Source organism: Alteromonas lipotrueae (genome assembly GCF_019249255.1).
Lineage (GTDB): Bacteria > Pseudomonadota > Gammaproteobacteria > Enterobacterales > Alteromonadaceae > Alteromonas > Alteromonas lipotrueae.
Genome location: NZ_JAESDJ010000001.1, coordinates 768132 through 787435 on the forward strand (window position 1 = coordinate 768132; position 19304 = coordinate 787435).

The 19304-nt window shown below is 45.1% G+C and carries 17 protein-coding genes; 9 read left to right on the top strand and 8 right to left on the bottom strand.

From position 1 onward, the window contains the following. Positions 1-98: 98 nt before the first annotated feature. The 6 genes from nhaD to KYS23_RS03280 all read right to left on the bottom strand — a co-directional run bounded on the left by nhaD (position 99) and on the right by KYS23_RS03280 (position 10132). Positions 99-1343, bottom strand: coding sequence for a sodium:proton antiporter NhaD (gene nhaD / locus KYS23_RS03255; RefSeq protein WP_218418034.1), 1245 nt, complete (start codon positions 1341-1343; stop codon positions 99-101). 321 nt (positions 1344-1664) lie between these two features. Further along, positions 1665-4784, bottom strand: coding sequence for an efflux RND transporter permease subunit (locus KYS23_RS03260; protein ID WP_218418035.1), 3120 nt, complete (start codon positions 4782-4784; stop codon positions 1665-1667). Next, complete coding sequence (locus KYS23_RS03265; RefSeq protein ID WP_373996580.1) at positions 4777-5823, bottom strand: efflux RND transporter periplasmic adaptor subunit; 1047 nt, start codon at positions 5821-5823, stop codon at positions 4777-4779. The genes KYS23_RS03260 and KYS23_RS03265 overlap by 8 nt, the downstream gene beginning before the upstream one ends. A gap of 129 nt (positions 5824-5952) precedes the next feature. Then, complete coding sequence (locus KYS23_RS03270; RefSeq protein ID WP_218418036.1) at positions 5953-7713, bottom strand: ABC transporter transmembrane domain-containing protein; 1761 nt, start codon at positions 7711-7713, stop codon at positions 5953-5955. Positions 7714-8093: 380 nt separating this feature from the next. Beyond that, positions 8094-9371, bottom strand: a complete 1278-nt coding sequence (locus KYS23_RS03275) for an O-acetylhomoserine aminocarboxypropyltransferase/cysteine synthase family protein (protein WP_159529707.1) — start codon at positions 9369-9371, stop codon at positions 8094-8096. A 278-nt stretch (positions 9372-9649) separates the two neighbouring features. Further along, positions 9650-10132 carry an arsinothricin resistance N-acetyltransferase ArsN1 family A gene (locus KYS23_RS03280; protein ID WP_218395393.1) on the bottom strand — a complete coding sequence of 161 codons (483 nt, stop codon included), beginning with the start codon at positions 10130-10132 and terminating at the stop codon, positions 9650-9652. Positions 10133-10337: 205 nt separating this feature from the next. On the opposite strand from KYS23_RS03280, the gene KYS23_RS03285 reads away from it, so the two are divergent. The 5 genes from KYS23_RS03285 to rplS all read left to right on the top strand — a co-directional run bounded on the left by KYS23_RS03285 (position 10338) and on the right by rplS (position 13784). Next, entirely contained in the window at positions 10338-11645 is a 1308-nt protein-coding gene (locus KYS23_RS03285) for a M20/M25/M40 family metallo-hydrolase (RefSeq protein ID WP_218418050.1), read from the top strand. A 201-nt stretch (positions 11646-11846) separates the two neighbouring features. Continuing rightward, positions 11847-12098 carry a 30S ribosomal protein S16 gene (rpsP, locus tag KYS23_RS03290; protein WP_013784900.1) on the top strand — a complete coding sequence of 84 codons (252 nt, stop codon included), beginning with the start codon at positions 11847-11849 and terminating at the stop codon, positions 12096-12098. Positions 12099-12122: 24 nt separating this feature from the next. Continuing rightward, the gene (rimM, locus tag KYS23_RS03295) at positions 12123-12644 is read left to right on the top strand and encodes a ribosome maturation factor RimM (RefSeq protein ID WP_159529711.1); all 522 of its coding nucleotides are present in this window, start codon (positions 12123-12125) and stop codon (positions 12642-12644) included. Further along, complete coding sequence (trmD, locus tag KYS23_RS03300) at positions 12645-13406, top strand: tRNA (guanosine(37)-N1)-methyltransferase TrmD (RefSeq protein ID WP_013784898.1); 762 nt, start codon at positions 12645-12647, stop codon at positions 13404-13406. It abuts the gene before it with no gap. An 18-nt stretch (positions 13407-13424) separates the two neighbouring features. After that, entirely contained in the window at positions 13425-13784 is a 360-nt protein-coding gene (rplS, locus tag KYS23_RS03305) for a 50S ribosomal protein L19 (protein ID WP_013784897.1), read from the top strand. A gap of 46 nt (positions 13785-13830) precedes the next feature. On the opposite strand, the gene KYS23_RS03310 is transcribed toward rplS, so the two are convergent. After that, positions 13831-14067, bottom strand: a complete 237-nt coding sequence (locus tag KYS23_RS03310) for a hypothetical protein (protein ID WP_159529713.1) — start codon at positions 14065-14067, stop codon at positions 13831-13833. Between the two features lie 381 nt (positions 14068-14448). Here KYS23_RS03310 and KYS23_RS03315 point away from each other — a divergent pair, with 381 nt between their 5' ends. Then, positions 14449-15312: an alpha/beta hydrolase gene (locus KYS23_RS03315; protein ID WP_246604265.1), complete on the top strand. Its 864-nt coding sequence runs from the start codon at positions 14449-14451 to the stop codon at positions 15310-15312. Positions 15313-15321: 9 nt separating this feature from the next. Here the strand turns inward: KYS23_RS03315 and KYS23_RS03320 are convergent, their stop codons facing one another. Next, positions 15322-15990 (bottom strand): alpha/beta hydrolase family protein, encoded by a 669-nt coding sequence (locus tag KYS23_RS03320; RefSeq protein WP_159529717.1) that lies wholly within the window; start codon positions 15988-15990, stop codon positions 15322-15324. 117 nt (positions 15991-16107) lie between these two features. Here KYS23_RS03320 and KYS23_RS03325 point away from each other — a divergent pair, with 117 nt between their 5' ends. From KYS23_RS03325 to tyrA, 3 genes are all read left to right on the top strand, one after another. After that, on the top strand, positions 16108-16737 hold the full coding sequence (locus tag KYS23_RS03325) for a trimeric intracellular cation channel family protein (RefSeq protein WP_013784894.1): 630 nt from the start codon (positions 16108-16110) through the stop codon (positions 16735-16737). Between the two features lie 247 nt (positions 16738-16984). Further along, positions 16985-18076: a 3-deoxy-7-phosphoheptulonate synthase gene (locus KYS23_RS03330; protein WP_129737336.1), complete on the top strand. Its 1092-nt coding sequence runs from the start codon at positions 16985-16987 to the stop codon at positions 18074-18076. Between the two features lie 43 nt (positions 18077-18119). After that, complete coding sequence (tyrA, locus tag KYS23_RS03335; RefSeq protein WP_218418038.1) at positions 18120-19265, top strand: bifunctional chorismate mutase/prephenate dehydrogenase; 1146 nt, start codon at positions 18120-18122, stop codon at positions 19263-19265. Positions 19266-19304 lie beyond the last annotated feature (39 nt).

The window sequence follows — 19304 nt, forward strand, 5'->3', positions numbered from 1 at the left end:
AGACGCCAAGTGCTCAGCGAGATGCAATATACACAAGTTACTAACCGTCGGTAGCAAAGCGTGGGATCACTGAATAGTGTTTTCACTACTTGGCCTTGCTAGTACAACGCATTAGCTAACAGCAATACCATAGTGTAGCCAACACTATAAGCAAGAAGTAATAGGGCAGAGTAACGTAGGAAGGTAGCGAAAGTTAGCCCTTCCACTTTACTCATGGCCACAATACCTGCTGCCGATCCTATGACTAATAAAGAGCCACCCACACCCACCGCATAAGTGAACGATAACCACTCAGGTGTCGTCATGGCTATTTCCGCTTTTAACAACGCTGCGGTTAAAGGTACGTTATCTATCATAGACGATACTATCCCCATCAGATAATTAGCTACGCTCACAGGCAGTGAATCGTATAAATACATAAAGCCGTTAAGTGCGTGAATATGTTCCAACATGCCTACAAGCAATAGCACACCTAAGAAAAACAACAGGGTGTCGAATTCAATATAACGAATGTAGTTGAGTATGGGGTCGTTGTCGTTGTGTTTTCCGTAGAGCGTTGCCACCATAAACATAACCGCCATACCGGTTAAAAAGCTAAGTACAGGCGGAATGGAAAACATGACATTAGCGGCCAGGGTAAATATTATGGTCGCAAGAAATATGGCGGCAATCATGTAATCAACCGTTGCGATATCATTTCGCTGTTTCTTAATTCTTACTTCGCCAGTAATGCCAATACTAAGCAATGCTGCTAGCAACATCACGGTGATAAAGGATGGGACTATCAGCATGAGCAGTTCGGTAATAGACACTTTGTGTTGCAGAAAAATCATCAGCGTTGTGACATCGCCGGTAATCAATGATACCCCACCTGAATTAACGGCGAATACCACCAAAACGGAAAAGCGGATGGTCTGTTTTAATGGCAAGCCCAAAGACAGCACTAACGCAATTGATACCAGCGTTGCTGTAATGTTATCGGCTAACGAGGAGAAGCAAAAACTGAAAATAGCAGTAAAGAACAGTAATGCTTTTAGGCTGATTTTCTCTGGCATCACAATATTCATCACATTTTCAATTAAGCCTTTTCGGTTTAAATACGCCACGAATGTCATCGCTGCCACCAAAAATAACCATAATGTGGAAATTTCGGTGAAGTTACTCATTAACGCGTCATTGATGTGCTTAGTCTGAGAAATAGACGAAGAAAATATAAACAGAAGTAACCAAGAAATAGTGCCTAGTAATAAGGTAGTTTTGGCTTTGTCTATATGAATGAGGTCTTCAAAGATAACGCACAGTAGTGCAAGAATGGCGATGACAATGAGTGCCACGTCTAACATGGTGTCGATTCCTAGCAGCAATTTTTATTCGCGCGGATTGTAAGAGTTAGAGAGTAAAATAAACAGTGAGATAGGCATGAAAGCCCCATTTTTTGGGATGTTTTAACTATCAGTGTGATAACTTTTTGCTATCACCTATGGAAAAGTGAAAAAGTGAATTACCCATCACATAATCGGCGACAATTATAAGCATGATGAAGCTTAAATAGTGCAGCGTTTATAAGCCGCTGAGTTATAAAAAAGCCCCGTTAAAAACGAGGTTTTTAAAAGATACTTTAGGTACAGAGGAGTAAGCGAATATTCACGCCGTCTGTATTGGCCTTAACTTACACTGGCTTCTTCGCGCAGTTCAGCCTCTCGCATTTCCCCTTCTAACCGCTGGCTTTCATCGGCGCGAGGTTTAGTAAATCGGGCTAATGCAAGATATAGCACTGGGGTTAGGTATAAGGTAAAGACTACCGCAATGCCTAGCCCACCAAACACAACCCAGCCAATAGCATTTCGCGCTTCAGCACCAGCACCGGTTGAAAGTATAAGGGGCAAGCCACCTAATATTGTAGACACTAATGTCATCATAATGGGGCGAAGGCGAACGCGACCCGCTTCTATAATGGCATCGTAAACGCTGTAGCCTTTGTCGCGTAACTGATCAGCAAACTCAATAAGTAAGATGGCATTTTTCGCCAGCAGACCTATTAGCATCACCAAGCCAATTTGCGAGTAAATGTTAATGCTTGTACTGGTTAGGTATAGGGCATAAATAGCCGCAGCAATACCGAAGGGGACCGTCAACATAACCACAACGGCTGAATTCACACTTTCAAATTGCGCTGCCAATACTAGCAGTACAATAATAAACGCGAGTACATAGGTGAGGGCGACTTGCTTAGATGTTTCTTCATAGGTTTGTGCTTCACCTAAGAATACCAACCCCATGCCATCTGGTAACGTTTCGTTGCCAAGTTCACGAATACTGTCTACCACATCGCTTAAGGCTAAGTCTTCTGGTAAATCCATTTCGATATTGATGGCACGGCGCTGCGCTTGGCGTTCAAGTTCTGCCGCCACACCTTCTTCTGTAATAAATGCGACACTGGATAATGGCACTAGGTTGCCGGTACTGCTTTTCACATATAGGTTAGTCAGATCTGATGGGTTAATAGAATTTCTATTATTAGTTTGCAGCATAATAGGAATGGCTTGGTCACCCACGTTTAAATCAGCAATATCATCACCGTTAACCGCAGCGCGAAGGGCGCTGGCAATATCAGGTAGTGGCACACCTAATTCCTCTGCTCGTCGCCTATCTATATTAACTCGCATTTGAGGCTGCGTAGGGTCGTAGCTTATTTGCGGCCTACCTACTTCAGGTAACGCATTCTCTATCTCGTTAGCAAAAGCCAATGCCGCTTTATGAATATTTTCATAAGTATCGCCAGTGAGTGCCAGTTCTAGTCCACCACCTTGGCCACGTAAATTAAGGCTGTTTCCACCAAAGGCATTGCCCGGCGCACCTGGAATGGCTTGCAAGCCAGGGCGAATTTCACCCACGATGTCTTGTAGCGACTTGTCGCGGTCATCCCAATGTTTAAGCGGAACAGTAATAAATACAATGTTAGGATCCCACTGTCCCACTACTGTGTAAATAGAGTCTATGGTGCCGTTTTCCACATAAGGGAATAGCATTTCTTCCATCTTCTCGGCCTGTCGGTCCATGAAGTTCAAGCCTGCACCATCGGGCCCACGAGCAAATATACGAATAGTGCCTCTATCTTCACTTGGCATTAATTCATTATCGATATTTTTTGCCAGTAAATACGCACCACCGCCAGCCAATAAGCTTAGTATGCCTACCGCCCACGCATATTTTAGCGCGACCACTAATGACTTTTGATACATCCGTAAACAGGCGTGACCGAAGCGGCCAAAGGTGGCATCGAAAAAGCCCGACTTCGTCGATTGCTTTTTCGAGAGCCGAGCGGTAAGCGCGGGTACTAACGACAAAGCAACAAACGATGAAATAATGACTGCTCCCGCTAGCACGCCGCCGAATTCTCTGAATAAGCGCCCTGCGGTAGATGGCAAAAATGCGATAGGTATAAACACCGAGGCTAGTACTGCCGTGGTAGCAATAACCGCAAAAAATACTTCACGGGTACCAATAACCGCGGCTGCCCGAGGACCAAGCCCCATAGCTCTTCTGCGCTGAATGTTTTCAGATACCACAATGGCGTCATCAACAATCATGCCTGTGGCAAGGACTAGCGCCAATAAGGTTAGGATGTTAACCGAAAAGCCCATGGCCCAAATAATACCTAACGCACCTGCAAGTGAGACCGGGATACTCAGTGCTGGCACAATAGTGGCGCGCCAAGAGCCAATAAACACTAATAAAGTAAGAACAACCAAGGCTACGGTAAGACTCAACGACACTACTACTTCTTTTACCGAATCTCGAATAAATTCGGCGTCGTCAGACGTCACTACAATCTTCATATCCGTAAAGCGTTTGTCTATGTCTTTCACCATAGAAAGCACTTCATCTGAAATTTCAATGGTGTTCGAACTGGCTTGGCGTATAACGCCTAAGCCAATAACAGGCCGGCCATCAAGTCGAACCATACTGCTGGAATCGGCAGGGCCAAAATACACACTAGCGACGTCGCTGATTCGTATATCACCTGAAACGACAATGTTACCTACATCTTCAGCACTGACTGATGTAGCGTCTGCTCGCACAATTAAGGCTTGATCGGAAGATTGAATACTGCCTGCTGGCACATCAAAAGGCGCGAGTTCTAATGCGCTGGCAATTTCGGCCATCGATAGCCCAAAGCTGGTTAAACGAAGGGGGTCAACGGATACCCTAAGTACACGTTCTCTGTCGCCACTCATGCTGACATCCGCCACCCCAGGAATGCTTAAAAAAAGCGGAGCGACATCGGTATCAACACGCTCAGTTAGGGTTTCCATGTCTAGGGTTTCACTTGAAATCGCAAGGCTTACCACCGCTTGCGCGTCACTGTCTGCACGAATAATAGCAAGCTCTTCAACGTCATCCGGTAGTTGTCGTTGAACGCGACTCACTGACTCTCGGGTTTCGTTGGCGGCATCTTCTAAGTTGACGCCAGCGCGAAACTCTACCCTTATTCTTGCTGAGTTTTCTTCACTTTGTGCGGAAATATTCTTTACGCCGCTAACGCGGGCTACTGCGCCTTCTAAGCGACTGGTGACCTCTGCATCAACGGTTTCCGGTGACGCACCTGGGTAGGTGGCGGTCACCGTAATTCTTGGTGTATCTACATCGGGGAGTTCTCGAACTTCTAGTGCACTTAATGCCGATAAACCGGCAATCGCAATAAGTAAGTTAAGAACAACAATGAGTACTGGCCGTCGAATTGATAACGAGGGGAGATCGTTGGTTACAGGCGTGTTACTCATTGGAGGGGCCCCCAACCAATTCCGTCGTAATGTCTTGTCCATTTCGAAGACGCTGCACGCCCTCAGCAATTAGCGTGTCTCCTTCGCTAATGGCGCCAGACACTAAAATTGCACCGCGTAAACGTTGATGAACGTTTACATCGACACGCTTCGCCTTTCCAGATTCTGCAAGCCAAATGTACGCGCCAGTGGCACCCCACAATAACGCGGCTTCTGGAATAGCAGCATAGCGGTCGCCTTTAATGCTTAAATTTACCCGAAAGCTCATACCAGGGCGGAATTTGTCTGCAGAGTTGTCTAACAGCGCGCGGGCACGTAAGGTACGATCAGCTTCGTTAATGCGTGAGTCAATTTGTGCAATTTCGGCCTTAATAGCCACTTCGCGATCGCTCCAAGGTTCTAACGTCACATCCGGCGCGTTCATCAGCACAGGTAAAGCCGCTTCTGGGGCTTTGAAGTTAATGTAAAGCTTACTTCTATGGTCAAGCGTGGTGATTAACGTTTGTTCATTTATTCTATCGCCTACTTCAATGTCAGTAATGCCAACAACGCCATCAAAAGGTGCTTTTATAAAACGGTCATCTAAGTCGACAATGGCTTCTTCTAAAGCAACCTCGGCTAGGTCACGCTGGGTGCGTGCAAGATCAAGCTCACTGATGGGCACCGCGCCTTGGGCATGGCTAGTAACAAGCCTATCAAGCGTGCGTTGTGCATCTTTAAGGGTTAGTTCGGCTCGTTTTACTGCAACTTTCTGCCTACGGTTGTCTAGCTTTATTAATACTTTCCCAGCTTCAACCAGTTGGCCAGGAACAAAATTGACTTCTATGACCTCGTCGGCAACGGCAGGGTAAAGTGCAATAGAGCGGAGCGCCTCGGCACTGCCCACCGCTTCCACTTTTCGGGTTTCATACATGAAAGAGACCGGTTCAGTCACGACTAACTTAGCTTGTTTGTCACCCATAAATTGGCTGTAAGCCGGTACACTTGTCAGCGCCAATACTACACAGCACGCCGATACCCTCGCGTATCGGGAGATCATATTTGTCATTTTTTTTCCGAAATCTTTTAGTTTTTATTTTTTTAGTGATGATAATTAGTGGCTGTTTTTGCGTTCTTTTTTCGCCACTTAACACAAGCAAAATTCTAGTGCTATAGCACCATAGGAGGCTTAGCTAAGCAATTGCAGTTCAGCGTATTCTCTGTACAGGGTATCGCTTTTCATTAACTGTGTGTGTGTACCGATACTGACAATGTTGCCTTTATCCATCACAACTATACGATCAGCATGTTGAACGGTGGCAAGTCGATGTGCGATAACAATACTGGTTTTGCCTTCCATTAAACGGTTCATTGCCTGTTGAACCATACGCTCACTCATGGCATCTAGCGCACTTGTTGCTTCATCTAAAAGAAGGATAGGGCGATTGGCTAATATTGCACGGGCTATGGCGATGCGCTGTTTCTGCCCGCCAGAAAGCTTGATGCCACGCTCCCCCAATTGAGTGTGATAGCGATTTTCCAGATTATCGATAAACTCATGGGCAAAAGCTTTTTTGGCCGCACTCATTACTTCGTCATCCGTTGCTTTGGGGCTGCCATAGCGAATGTTTTCCATTACGCTATTGGCGAATACCACAGGCTCTTGGGTAACAATGGCAATATGTTGGCGCAAGCAGCTTAGCGGCATGCCGATAATGGGAGTGTCATCAAAAGTGATTTCACCGCTAGAGGGGTCGTAAAAACGCATCAGCAATTGGAATAGAGACGACTTTCCAGCGCCACTCGCTCCCACTAAAGCAAGATTCTCACCGGCTTTAATATTTACGTTTAGGTTGTTAAATAAAGGCTTAGTACCGGGATAACCAAAGCTCATGTCTTTAAACGCAATAGCAGGCGCTACCTGAGGTACTTGCGATGAAGCCGAATGTTCAGACAGCGAGGTCACTTCTGATGTTGCATTCAGTAGCTGATAAAGGCGTTCGCTTGCGCCTACGCCTCGTTGCACTTCACCAATTACTTCACTCACAGTGGCGATACTGCCACCTGCCATCACCGCGTAAAATAGAAAAGCAGACAATTCCCCGACGGTCATTTTGCCTTCTAATACTTGGCGTGCGCCTACCCAAGCAATAAATATAATGGCTGTCATGCTCAAGCACATAATGCAGCCAATTAATAAAGAGCGGTAATGGATACGATGCTTGGCCGCATCCATGGCATACTCTACGCGAGATGAAAAGTGGGCACGTTCTTTGTCTTCTGCGGTATACGCTTGAACCGTCATAATTTCATGCAGGCTTTCATCTATGTGCGAGCCTAAATCTGCCACCTTATCTTGACTAATTTTAGCGAACTTGCGCACTTGCGGTGCCAACACTTTGATGGGGACAAGTACCGCGGGTACTGCAATGATGACGCAAAAGGTAAGTAGGGGACTCGATATTCCCATTAGCACCAACGCGCCAACAAATGTTACTACCGAGCGAAGCGTCATTGATAAGCTCATGCCCACCACAGTTTGAATGACCGTCGTGTCGCTGGTGAAGCGTGAAATAACCTCACCGGTTCTAAGCTCTGCGAAAAACGATGGGGGAAGTGAGAGCAAATGAGAGTAAACCTGATTCCTAATATCGGCACTGACTCTCTCGCCCAACCATGTCATCAAGTAAAAGCGGGCATAGGTAGCAATGCAGGCAATCAACGTTATCACCAGTACAATAACCGTGGCCTGGTTTAAGGTTTCAGAGGCGCTTTCAACAAAGCCACTATCGATGGCGTATTTAATGCCTTGTCCTAGCATTAACCATGCTATAGCGGCAGTAAACAAGGCGATAATGGCCCCAGCGACACGTGTTTTGTATTGGCTTAAGTGTGAACCTATCCACTGCAGTACTTGTTTTGTTGACACTTCATTTAACGGTGTTGCCAAAATAACCTCTTTTAAATTTTTAACCGGGTAAAGCGACATTACGGAAAACCGTATCTAATTTGCGCTATCGATGTGTTCGACCATTGGTCGAGAACGATTAACCGATAAGACTATACGCTGAATAAGGAAAAGTTGATTTATTCATGCGACTACAGTTGCAGTAAATCAGGTGGGTGGAGCCTTGCTTGTACCTTACTGACACAGACTAAATTAAAAATTTGTTAGACAATCCGAAAGTGAGGAAAAGACACGAGTCAAGGAACAAACGGCGGAATAAAGAGAATAGGCAAGACGCCGGGGCTCCATTTGAAATCCAGAACCCCGACATACCTAAGTGCAATTAAGCGCTTTAAAATACAAAGCGTAACTGCTTCAAGTGTTTAGCTTTGGCTAGCGATAAGCGCTTGCTCGATGTCAGCCACAATATCGTCGATATGTTCGATACCTACCGAAATACGCACCATATCTTCACTAACACCGGCCGACGCGAGTTCTTCAGCATTCAATTGACGGTGTGTTGTACTGGCAGGATGACATGCTAAAGACTTTGCATCACCAATATTAACCAAGCGTAAAATTAGTTGTAGGGCATCGATAAACTGAGCGCCTGCTGGCAACCCACCTTGAATACCAAAGCTAATAATACCGGCCGCTTTACCGCCACAAATGCGTTGGCAGGTTTCAAAGTGTTCACTATCAGGCAGGGCCGCATAGTTAACCCAGTTCACTGAAGGGTGTTTTTGCAGGAACGCAGCTACTTTTTCTGCGTTTTCGCAGTGACGCTCCATGCGCAACGATAAGGTTTCTAAACCTTGCATAATATTGAACGCACTTTGTGCTGAAAGCGCTGCCCCCGTGTTTCGAAGAGGAACGACACGACAACGGCCAATATACGCGGCAGGGCCAAGGGCTTCGGTGTAGGTAACACCATGGTAGCTTGGATCGGGAGTGGTCAGCATACTGAATCGCTCTGGCTGAGAAGCCCAGTCAAAGTTACCTGAATCAACAATAATACCGCCAACAGTCGTACCGTGACCGCCAATATATTTGGTTAGCGAATGTATGGCGATATCAGCCCCATGGTCGAACACCTTGCAGAGAATAGGCGTGGCTACCGTGTTATCAACAATTAAAGGCACGCCTGCGGCATGTGCAATATCGGCCCATCGTTTAATATCAACTACGTTTCCTGCAGGGTTGCCAATAGATTCGCAAAATACCGCTTTCGTATTTTCATCAATGGCGGCGGCAAGGCCTTCGAAGTCATTGGCTTGTACAAAGGTCGTTTGAATACCTTGGCGAGGAAAAGTATGCGCAAATAGGTTGTAGGTGCCACCGTATAACTGCCCAACACTAACAATATTACTTCCCACTTCTGCGATAGCTTCAATGGCGTAGCGAATAGCGGCCATGCCAGAGGCTACAGCTAGGGCGCCCACACCACCTTCCAATTCAGTTAAACGCTGCTCTAACACCGCGTTTGTCGGGTTCATTATTCGGCTGTAGATATAACCTGGTACTTTAAGGTCGAACAAATCAGCGCCATGCTGTGTATTATCAAAGGTAAATGAGGTGGTTTGATAGATAGGTGTGGTTGCCGCTTTGGTGGTTTCTTCGCTAGTATAGCCTGCGTGTAATGCAATGGTTTCTGGTTTCATTGAACATACCTTAAAAGTTAATTTGGATTTTAGACGTTTAGACGTCTACCTAAAGTAGTTCAAAAATCGTTCCTTGAGAAGCATTAACGTGTAAGTTGTAAATAAAAAGTTATCACTCAATACGCAGATCACCACATAGGCTTCTATCAAGCATGCATATTGACAGTATTAAATGCCCTTTTCAGTTTGGAATGGGCCCTAAGAGCCGACAGACTCAAAAATGAATTATTGGAAGAAAGTTACATGGGGCAAGCTATTAGTTTGCTTGATTTTGAATATCACAAAAGCTTCTCGACTATAACGACGTCAAGCCATTTACCATCTATTTTACCATGGCGCTGATAAATACCGACTTCTCTAAACCCCAATTTCTCGCATAGAGACAAACTGGCGTGGTTAAAGGTAAATATTCGTGAAAGCACTTTATTAAACCCCCCACTTTTCGCCGCGCTTAATAACGCTGAAAGTAATTTTGTTCCTAAACCTTTACCCTTGGCTTCGTCAGCAAGGTAAATAGAAAATTCGGCAATCGTTTTATAGCAATCGCGATCGCTGTATTTAGACAGTCGGGCAAACCCGATAACGTTGTCTTTTTCTATACCAACAATTACAGGGTATCTACTTTGTTCTGCTAACCAATTCTCTATATCCGTTGGCGTGCGCATAGAAGTGTCAAATGTCGCACTACCTGACTGTATTCCCTTATTGTAAATAGCGCATATCGCATTAACGTCTTCTAACGTGGCGTTTCTTAATTGCATGGTATTTCATTGTGTTAAGTTACATGTGAATTATCATATGTATAATTTTAGGCGTGTCAATAAGTTGAGTAAACGCATAGCTAAAGGGGAAGGTAGGTCACTGGGGTTCATTTCCTTAAAGAAAGCAATATGGACATTATATCGCTGTCGAATTACTCTCGTTACTCTTCCATTTTCCATCGACTTGCAAAGGATGACATCAGTGATGCAACACATAATAAAATCTACCCTACTTATTAGCCTTTTATTTTTATTCAGTCATACCACTTTGGCGAATACCACTATCGAGAAAGAAATCGCACAGTACATCGATAAAAATCTGGCTAAGTCGAAAGCGATGTTGGAAAAAACGGTAAATATTAACAGTGGCACCATGAATTTCGACGGTGTTAAAAAGGTGGGGGCTATTTATCAAGCTGAATTCGATGCAATGGGTTTTGATACCCAATGGGTTGATGGAAGTAAATTTAATCGCGCGGGTCATTTAGTGGCAAGTTATGGAAATTCGGGGCCGAAAATTTTAATGATAGGGCATTTAGATACAGTATTTGCTAAAGACGATGCATTTCAAAATTACAGCGTTGTAGATGACAGCCATATTGCAGGCCCCGGTATTACTGATATGAAGGGCGGTGACGTAATTATTATAGCTGCACTGCAAGCGCTGAAAGCCTTAAATTTGCTAGATAATGTGAGTATTAAGGTAGTGATGACGGGTGATGAAGAAAGTAGTGGCCGCCCACTTTCGTTATCTAAGAAAGCTTTGGTTGATGCGGCAATATGGGCAGATATCGCGCTGGGGTTTGAAGATGCCGATGGCGATATTAAAACCGCTGTGGTTGCTCGTCGTGGCTCTATAGGCTGGCAGCTAGATGTGGTAGGTAAGCCTGCGCACTCATCACAAATATTTACCGACAATGTGGGCTATGGCGCTATTTTTGAAACTGCTCGTATTTTAAATAGCTTTCGTGAGCAATTAGCGGGCGTAGGCAATATTACCTTTAACCCTGGCCTTATCGCGGGTGGTACGGAAGTGCAAATACAGCCCGAAAACTCCATTGTTCAAGGCTTTGGTAAAACTAATGTGGTGGCCAAAGAAGTGACCGTGAAAGGGGGCATTCGTACCTTAACCTCTAATGAGCTAGCACAAGCTAAAAAGGTGATGCAAGACATTGTAGCAGACAACCTTTTACATACATCGGCAACCTTAACGTTTGCCGATGGTTACCCACCAATGTCACCGACCGATCAAAACTATGCGTTGTTGAAAATGTATAGCGATGTGAGTGAATCTTTAGGTTATGGCCCTGTTGCGCCAGTAAATCCGCGAAACGCAGGCGCAGCTGATATTTCATTCGCTGCAGATCATGTAGACATGGCAATTGATGGCTTAGGGTTAATGGGGGACGGTGGGCACACCAAAGATGAAGTGGCCGATATGTCTACTTTTGCGCAAAACATGCATAAAGCCGCTATTTTAATTTATCGCTTAGGTGAGAGTTATACCCAATAACACTACGCACAATGTGCTTTATCTGCACTAATATCATCTTATTGGCAAATAGGGATGCATAATCCCTATTTAACCCGCATTTATACTTGCATTCACACCCCATATCCGTATAATTCGGCGGCCTTCTCTTAGGCGCTTAATTTATAGGCGTTGAAAGAAGGCTTAAGTTAACGGTAACGCTACAACGAGTTTGAGGCATTTATGGTTACTATTCGTTTACAGCGTGGTGGCGCGAAAAAGCGTCCATTTTATCAACTAGTGGTGGCTGATAGCCGTCGTGCAAGAAACGGTCGTTTTATTGAAAACGTTGGTTTCTTCAACCCAACTGCACAAGGTCAAGCAGAGCGTTTACGCGTTGACCTAGAACGTGTTGATTACTGGGTTGGTGTTGGCGCGAGCTTATCTGAGCGCGTAACTAGCTTGGTAAAAGAAGCTAAAAAATCTGCAGCGTAAGTTGCAATTAACTGGTGAGTATAGATGAGTTTAGCGTCTGACATTGTGGTTGTTGGCAAAATCGGTGCACCTTACGGTGTGAAAGGTTGGGTCAAAATCAACAGCTATACACAAACACCAGAAGGTATTTTTGAGTACTTGCCTTGGTTCCTTGGCGAAGAAAACGAATACCAAATTGACCAATGGCGAACGCATGGTAAAGGCCTGGTAGCAAAGATTGTTGGTGTAGATAGCCGAGATGATGCAGAACGCATCAAAAACTTGGATATAAACATTAGCGCTTCGCAACTTCCCGATTTAGGGGACGATGGTATTTATTGGCGCGAGCTCACTGGCATGAAAGTGGTAACTACGCAAGGTTACGACTTAGGTGTGGTGAAAGAAGTATTTAATACAGGTGCCAATGACGTGGTTCACGTTAAAGCGAATGTAGGCGATGCTTTTGGTCAAAAAGAAAGATTAATACCTTTTGTGTTCGACGACGTTGTACAAGAGGTAGATCGGGAAGCGAAGGTCATTAAAGTTGACTGGGATCCGGGGTTTTAAGTGACACCGGAAAAATGGTTCGGGGTAGTTAGCCTGTTTCCAGATATGTTCGCGCCATTCACCCAGCAGGGTGTAATCGGCAGGGCAGTTAAGTCTGGTAAATTATCGGTTGATACCTTTAACCCCCGCGACTTTACTCATGACCGCCATCGCACAGTTGACGATCGCCCCTATGGTGGCGGACCCGGCATGCTGATGATGGTTAAACCGCTTACCGATGCTATACAAGCTGCCAAGAAAGTTGGTGGCGAAAACAGTAGCGTGATCTACTTATCACCCCAAGGGAAACCCCTTGACCAAGCAGGCGTTCAACGTCTTGCTGGCATTGACCGTACGATTTTAATCTGTGGTCGATATGAAGGAATTGATGAGCGCGTAATCGAAAGCCATGTAGATGATGAAGTCTCCATTGGTGATTACGTTCTAAGTGGCGGTGAACTGCCGGCAATGGTCTTAATGGACGCAGTTGCCAGATTAGTTCCCGGCGTGTTGGGGCATAAAGCTTCAGCAGTTGAAGATTCCTTTACCGATGGTCTTCTGGATTGTCCGCATTATACGCGGCCAGAAGTACTAGATGGTCAATCGGTACCTGATGTGTTGTTAAGTGGTGATCATGAAAAAATTAGGCAGTGGCGATTAATGCAGTCTTTGGGTAGAACCTTACTGCGTCGCCCTGATTTGTTAAATCACCTAGCTCTGACTGAGGAGCAGCAGCGGTTATTGGAAATATTCCAAACGCAGTTGCAGCGAGATGACAGTTAACTAGGACGAGAGGATATGATGAGCAAAGTCAGTCAAGATATCATCAAGAAAATTGAGCAAGCACAGCTTAAATCTGATGTTCCAGGGTTCGGCCCGGGTGACACAGTAGTTGTTAAAGTTCGCGTTACCGAAGGTGACAAAGAACGTCTTCAGGCTTATGAAGGTGTTGTTATCGCTAAGCGTAACCGTGGTCTGCACTCGTCTTTTACCGTACGTAAGATTTCTAGCGGCGAAGGCGTTGAGCGTGTGTTCCAAACACACAGCCCGGCTATCTCTTCAATTGAAGTTAAACGCCGCGGTGCGGTTCGTCGTGCTAAGCTTTACTATCTTCGTGAACGTTCAGGTAAATCTGCACGTATCAAAGAAAAGCTTAACTAAGATTACTAATCCTTGCGTTATTGTTAACTTCGAAAGAGCCCGCTTATTAGCGGGCTTTTTTGTGTCTGCAAAAAAGCGGGAGAGAAGCGGTGTAGGTGCCAATGACTCGCCGTAAACCCATCCATGGGGGCTCTGCCAGCGCGTCCTGCGCTGGAAGGTCATCGGCACCTACACCGCATCCCTCCGGTCGCACTTTGTAGCATGAGTTGGTTAGGGGAAGGGCTTTGTGCGCCTCTGAAACCCGGCGTAAACCCATCCATGGGGCCTTCGCTACAGCATCCATGCTGTAGAGAGTTTCCGAGGCGCACAAAGCCCTTCCTTCTGAACAGCCGGTTAAGGCTCACCGTTGAATATTAATATTAGTCGCCAGTAGAAGCCCACGTGAAACGAGGCGCGAATCCATCTATGGAGTTTTCGCAATAGCTCCATGTTGTGGAAGGCTTCTGATGAGGGCGACTCCCGCTCCTATAAACGCTGACCCGTACCATGAAGTAGTGCGTCATAAACCCATCCATGGGCGCTATGTCAGCGCATCCATGCGCTGGAAGGTCACTGCCAACTACATAGCATTCCGGAATGTATTCCTTGGTGTTGGCACAATTGCTCAATGCACGTTTGCGAGATAAGATGTTGAAAATAGATAATTAAAACAATGAGTGGCCCCATGCGATTGCGTTTTTTCTGGGTAATAACGGTGTTTGTCTTTAGTGCTATGGCTAGTACCGTGGCAAATGCTGACGTTGAATTCAAAATACCTAGAAGTACTGTTGTGGAACTTCAAGACAATAAATCTAACCGAACTTACCCCATTTTTATTAAGTTACCGAAAAGCTATCGAGCTAATACGAAAGCGTCTTACCCGGTCATTTATTTGTTGGATGGTTCGTATGCATTTCAGGTTGTGTCAGGGGGAACACGATTTCCCATGAATAGCGGTGTAATGGAACAGGTTATCATCGTGGCCATATCCTACTCTAAAGGGTCTAAAGGCGCCTCTAGTCGCGTTCGCGACTATACCCCTTATCTTGCTGAAGACTGGAAGCTTGAAACTGGCAAAGCGGGGCAACATGCTGACTTTATCAATGACACGGTATTTACCTACATAGAGAATAACTATCGCGTGAAGGGAATGCATAGAACGTTAGTGGGAAATTCTTTAGGTGGGTTGTTTAGTGCCTATGTGCTTTTTACCCGTCCAAATATGTTTAGTAGTTACATTATTGGCAGCCCATCGGTATGGTTTCGCGACAATGCCATTTTGTCTGAACCGGTTGTTAAACCTAAAACGCCAGTTAAGGTCTTCCTTGCTGTAGGCGAATTAGAACGTCCCGAATATGGTGAAAGGCAAAATATGGTGGAAGGAGCACAAAAACTAGCTCAAAAAATAACGCAGCAGAATGATAATCAGGTAAATCTGAAGTTCACACTCATTGGTGAGGCCACTCACGCTACGGCGTTTCCCACCACAACAATTCAGGGGGTAGATTGGCTTTACGCAAGCAAACCACACGTGAAAGCGCAGCAGTAAGCATGAGTGCTATTGTGCGTTTTGGGGGCCTGATTCACTAATCCAACGTTTTAGCGGAATCACCCATTCATCCATAGGACGATAAAACGCACCATGTTCTTTTCCTGTTGAGATGGCTATCTCTTTAAATTCCCTTAGTTTACGGCTTCGAGCTTCTAAGAGGTTGCATGAGCCTACGTCGTCAGAAGTTTCATAAATAGAAAGCACACGACCGTATAGCTGAATATCCCGCTTACGATTAATCAATCCTGCGCAGCCCGCTAAAATCACAACGTTAACCCGAGCGTTTTTTAACTCGTTTGACGCGAGTATTGTAATCGCGCCGCCGCGTGAAAACCCGGTAAGGGTAATGTTCTGTGGGGGCACACCTGCGGTGATAAGTTGTTTAACTTCTCCAGCAAGGCGTTTAGCGTAATCGATAGGACTTACACCTTCTGGTCTGTGGTGTGCTATTAAAACATAGCTATCGTCATCAAGTGCTTTTTGAACGCTAGGAAAATTGTATACACCCCACCTAGGATGTATGGGCGTTAGATCATCCCCTTCTACAATAAAGCCATGTGAATAGAAAACGTAGCGTCTGGCAGGGTCTATACTATTTGGGAACGCATATTCACTGGACGCTGCCTGAGCGTTAACTGTAGTAACAACAAAGAATAAAATGAGTATAAATTTCATCTACAAGATAGGTTTGCATACTTAAAACAATAATACTGACACGAAATTCGTAAATTAACGATCTGTACTCAACTATTTTCAGAATAAACCTATAACAAAAACGCAAGTGAGACAGGAATGACGGCAGATTACTTTCTTTTTTTAGGGCTATTTGGGGTGGCGTTCTTCGCGGTTTCTGGCGCACTGATGGGGCACGAAAAAAGCATTAATGGTTTTGGGGTGGTAGTGGTGGCGTCGGTCACTGCATTAGGCGGGGGAACCATCAGAGACTTATTGCTTACCCAACCTATTTTTTGGGTAGAAACGCCTTCTTATTTATACTCTGCCTATGGTGCAGTGGTACTCACAGTATTATCCATTCGCTATCTACCGCCATTATCTAACTATTATTTTATTTTGATGGATGCGGCAGGGCTTGCCATCTTTAACATCATGGGCATAGAAAAAGCACTGATAGAAGGTACAGGAATGATAGTGGCGCTAACCATGGGAATGACTACAGGGATATTTGGCGGGTTATTAAGGGATGTAATTTGCAGAGAGGTTCCTTTAGTCATGCGCGGCGACCTTTATGCAACCGCGTGCCTTTCTGGTGGCTTAGCGTATGCGGCATTGTTTGCATTAGATGCACCCTACGCGTGGTGTATTTTTGGCTCACTAATAACAACCGTATTTATTCGTCTAGGTTCGCTACATTGGGGTTGGAAACCTAACATATTTAAGAAAGGATACACGCCGAAGAGCTAACACTCACCTTTGGTTGAAAAGTAAACTAAATAGGCGTGAACTTAACTGATCGTCAGGTGAAAAACATATTTGTTGGACTTAAAGCAAAGTATTATACGTTAAAGCTTGCTTGCTTATTCGTTTGTTGTTAAAAAGTCAATGACGTTAAAGAAAATTAGAAAATGCCTGTTGTACAAATAAGTTTACATGCGAAAATATACTCTTTTGACGTTTCATTTTTTCCGTTTTTAGTAGTTAAGAGAGCCCCATGATCAAGGACACAGTAAATAATATCCACGTAAGCGCTGAAGATGTGCTTATTACCCCAGAAGCTTTAAGCGCTGAGTTGCCTGCCTCAGAGAAAGCGCTTGCAGCTATTTCAGAATCTCGCAAGATTGTTTCTGATATCATTCACCGCCGTGACCATCGTATGTTGGTCGTATGTGGGCCATGTTCTATTCACGATGTTGAAGCAGCTAAAGAATACGCGCTTAAGTTAAAGGAACTGCATGAATCATGCAAAGACACCTTATTCATTGTGATGCGCGTTTATTTTGAAAAGCCCCGTACCACAACGGGTTGGAAGGGGTTAATTAACGACCCTCATATTAACGACACATTCGATATTGAAGCTGGCCTGCGTAAAGCCCGAGAACTATTGATTTGGTTGGCTGAACTCGAACTTCCGGTCGCGACCGAAGCGCTAGATCCAATTAGCCCTCAGTACTTAGCCGAATTATTCAGCTGGTCTGCAATTGGTGCTCGCACCTCTGAGTCACAAACTCACCGTGAAATGGCGAGTGGTCTTTCGATGCCAGTTGGTTTTAAAAATGGTACTGACGGCAGTTTAGATATCGCGTTGAATGCCCTTAAATCAGCAGCTTCAGGTCACCGCTTCATGGGCATTAACAAACAAGGCCAAGTTAGCGTTATTGCGACAAGTGGCAACCCAGATGGTCATATTATTTTACGCGGTGGTAAACAGCCTAACTACGATTCAGTGTGTGTATCTGAGTGTGAAGTTGAAATGCAGGAAGCGGGCCTAACAGCTGGCTTAGTGGTCGACTGTAGTCATGCGAACTCTTCAAAAGACTATCGACGTCAGCCTCTGGTTGCACAAAACGTAGTGAATCAAATACTAGAAGGTAATCAGTCTATTATTGGCGTAATGTTAGAAAGCCACTTAAAAGCGGGTAACCAAAAATCTGATGGGAAAAAGCTAAGCGAAATGGAATACGGTGTGTCTATCACCGACGGCTGTATTGATTGGGAAACCACAGAATCGCTTATTGCCCAAACCAGAGATAAATTAATAACTGTGCTACCCTTACGCCAAAATAAGCGCACCGATGTTGCCTAATAGGTGAGGTAGTCAGTGCCATTTGATTTGAGGGACATACTGAATGGCCGAATTTTCGCAGCAATTAAATACGCTGCGTGAAGGAATAGACGAGCTGGATACCCAGCTCGTTGAACTTCTCGCAAAACGCAATGCACTTACTACACAAGTGGGTCAGGTAAAAGCCGAAGCTGGTATGCCTGTTTATGTACCTTCCAGAGAAAAAGAACTTATCGCTTCGCGGCGAGCGCAAGCTGAATCGTTAGGCGTTTCCCCTGATCTTACCGAAGACTTATTACGCCGCATCATGCGCGAGTCTTATCATACGCAAAATAATCGATACCTTGGGGTAAATGCTGATGTCGGTACCATTGTGGTTATTGGTGGAGCAGGTGCACTGGGTAAAATATTCGTCAGCTTGTTCGAGCGAAGCGGTTACTCTGTTTCTGTCGTCGAAAGGGAAGATTGGGAAAGTGGCCATGCTGCTAACGTGCTTTCAACCGCCGCATTAGCGGTGGTGGCTGTACCAATTAACCTCACTGAACAGGTGATAGGTCAGCTCTCTATGTTACCTGAAAGCTGTGTTTTAGCTGATATCACGAGTATCAAGGTTAAGCCCATAGAAGCTATGATGGCAGTGCATAAGGGCCCCGTGGTTGGCTTGCACCCTATGTTTGGGCCTGATGCTCCAGGTATGATTAAACAGGTTGTGGTGGTGTGTGAGGGACGCGACGAGAGCGCTTATGGTTGGCTTATCGATCAAATGCGAATTTGGGGGGCAACTATTCACAATAGCACCGCCGAAGAGCATGATAAATCTATGGCTTATATTCAGGTAATGCGCCATTTCAATACTTTCGTGTATGGTGAGCATTTACGTGGAGAAGATCCCGATCTTGAATCCCTCACTATGTTTAGCTCGCCTATCTATCGATTAGAGTTAGCTATGGTTGGCCGATTATTCGCGCAAGCCCCCGAGTTGTACGCCGATATTATTTTCAACAACCCTGAAAACTTCGCTTTACTCCGCCGTTTCTATGACCGTTTCGGTTTAGCCTTAACCTTGCTGGAAAAGGGCGATAAAAAAGCGTTTATCAAGCAGTTTTTAACCATAGGAAACTGGTTTGGCAGCTACGCGAAAAACTGTCTGATGGATAGTAAACAATTGTTATTAAAAGCCGATGACGGCCAGCTATTGCGTAAGAAGTAATAGGGTATGTTTTCTGCGAACTAGCGATTAATAAAAACG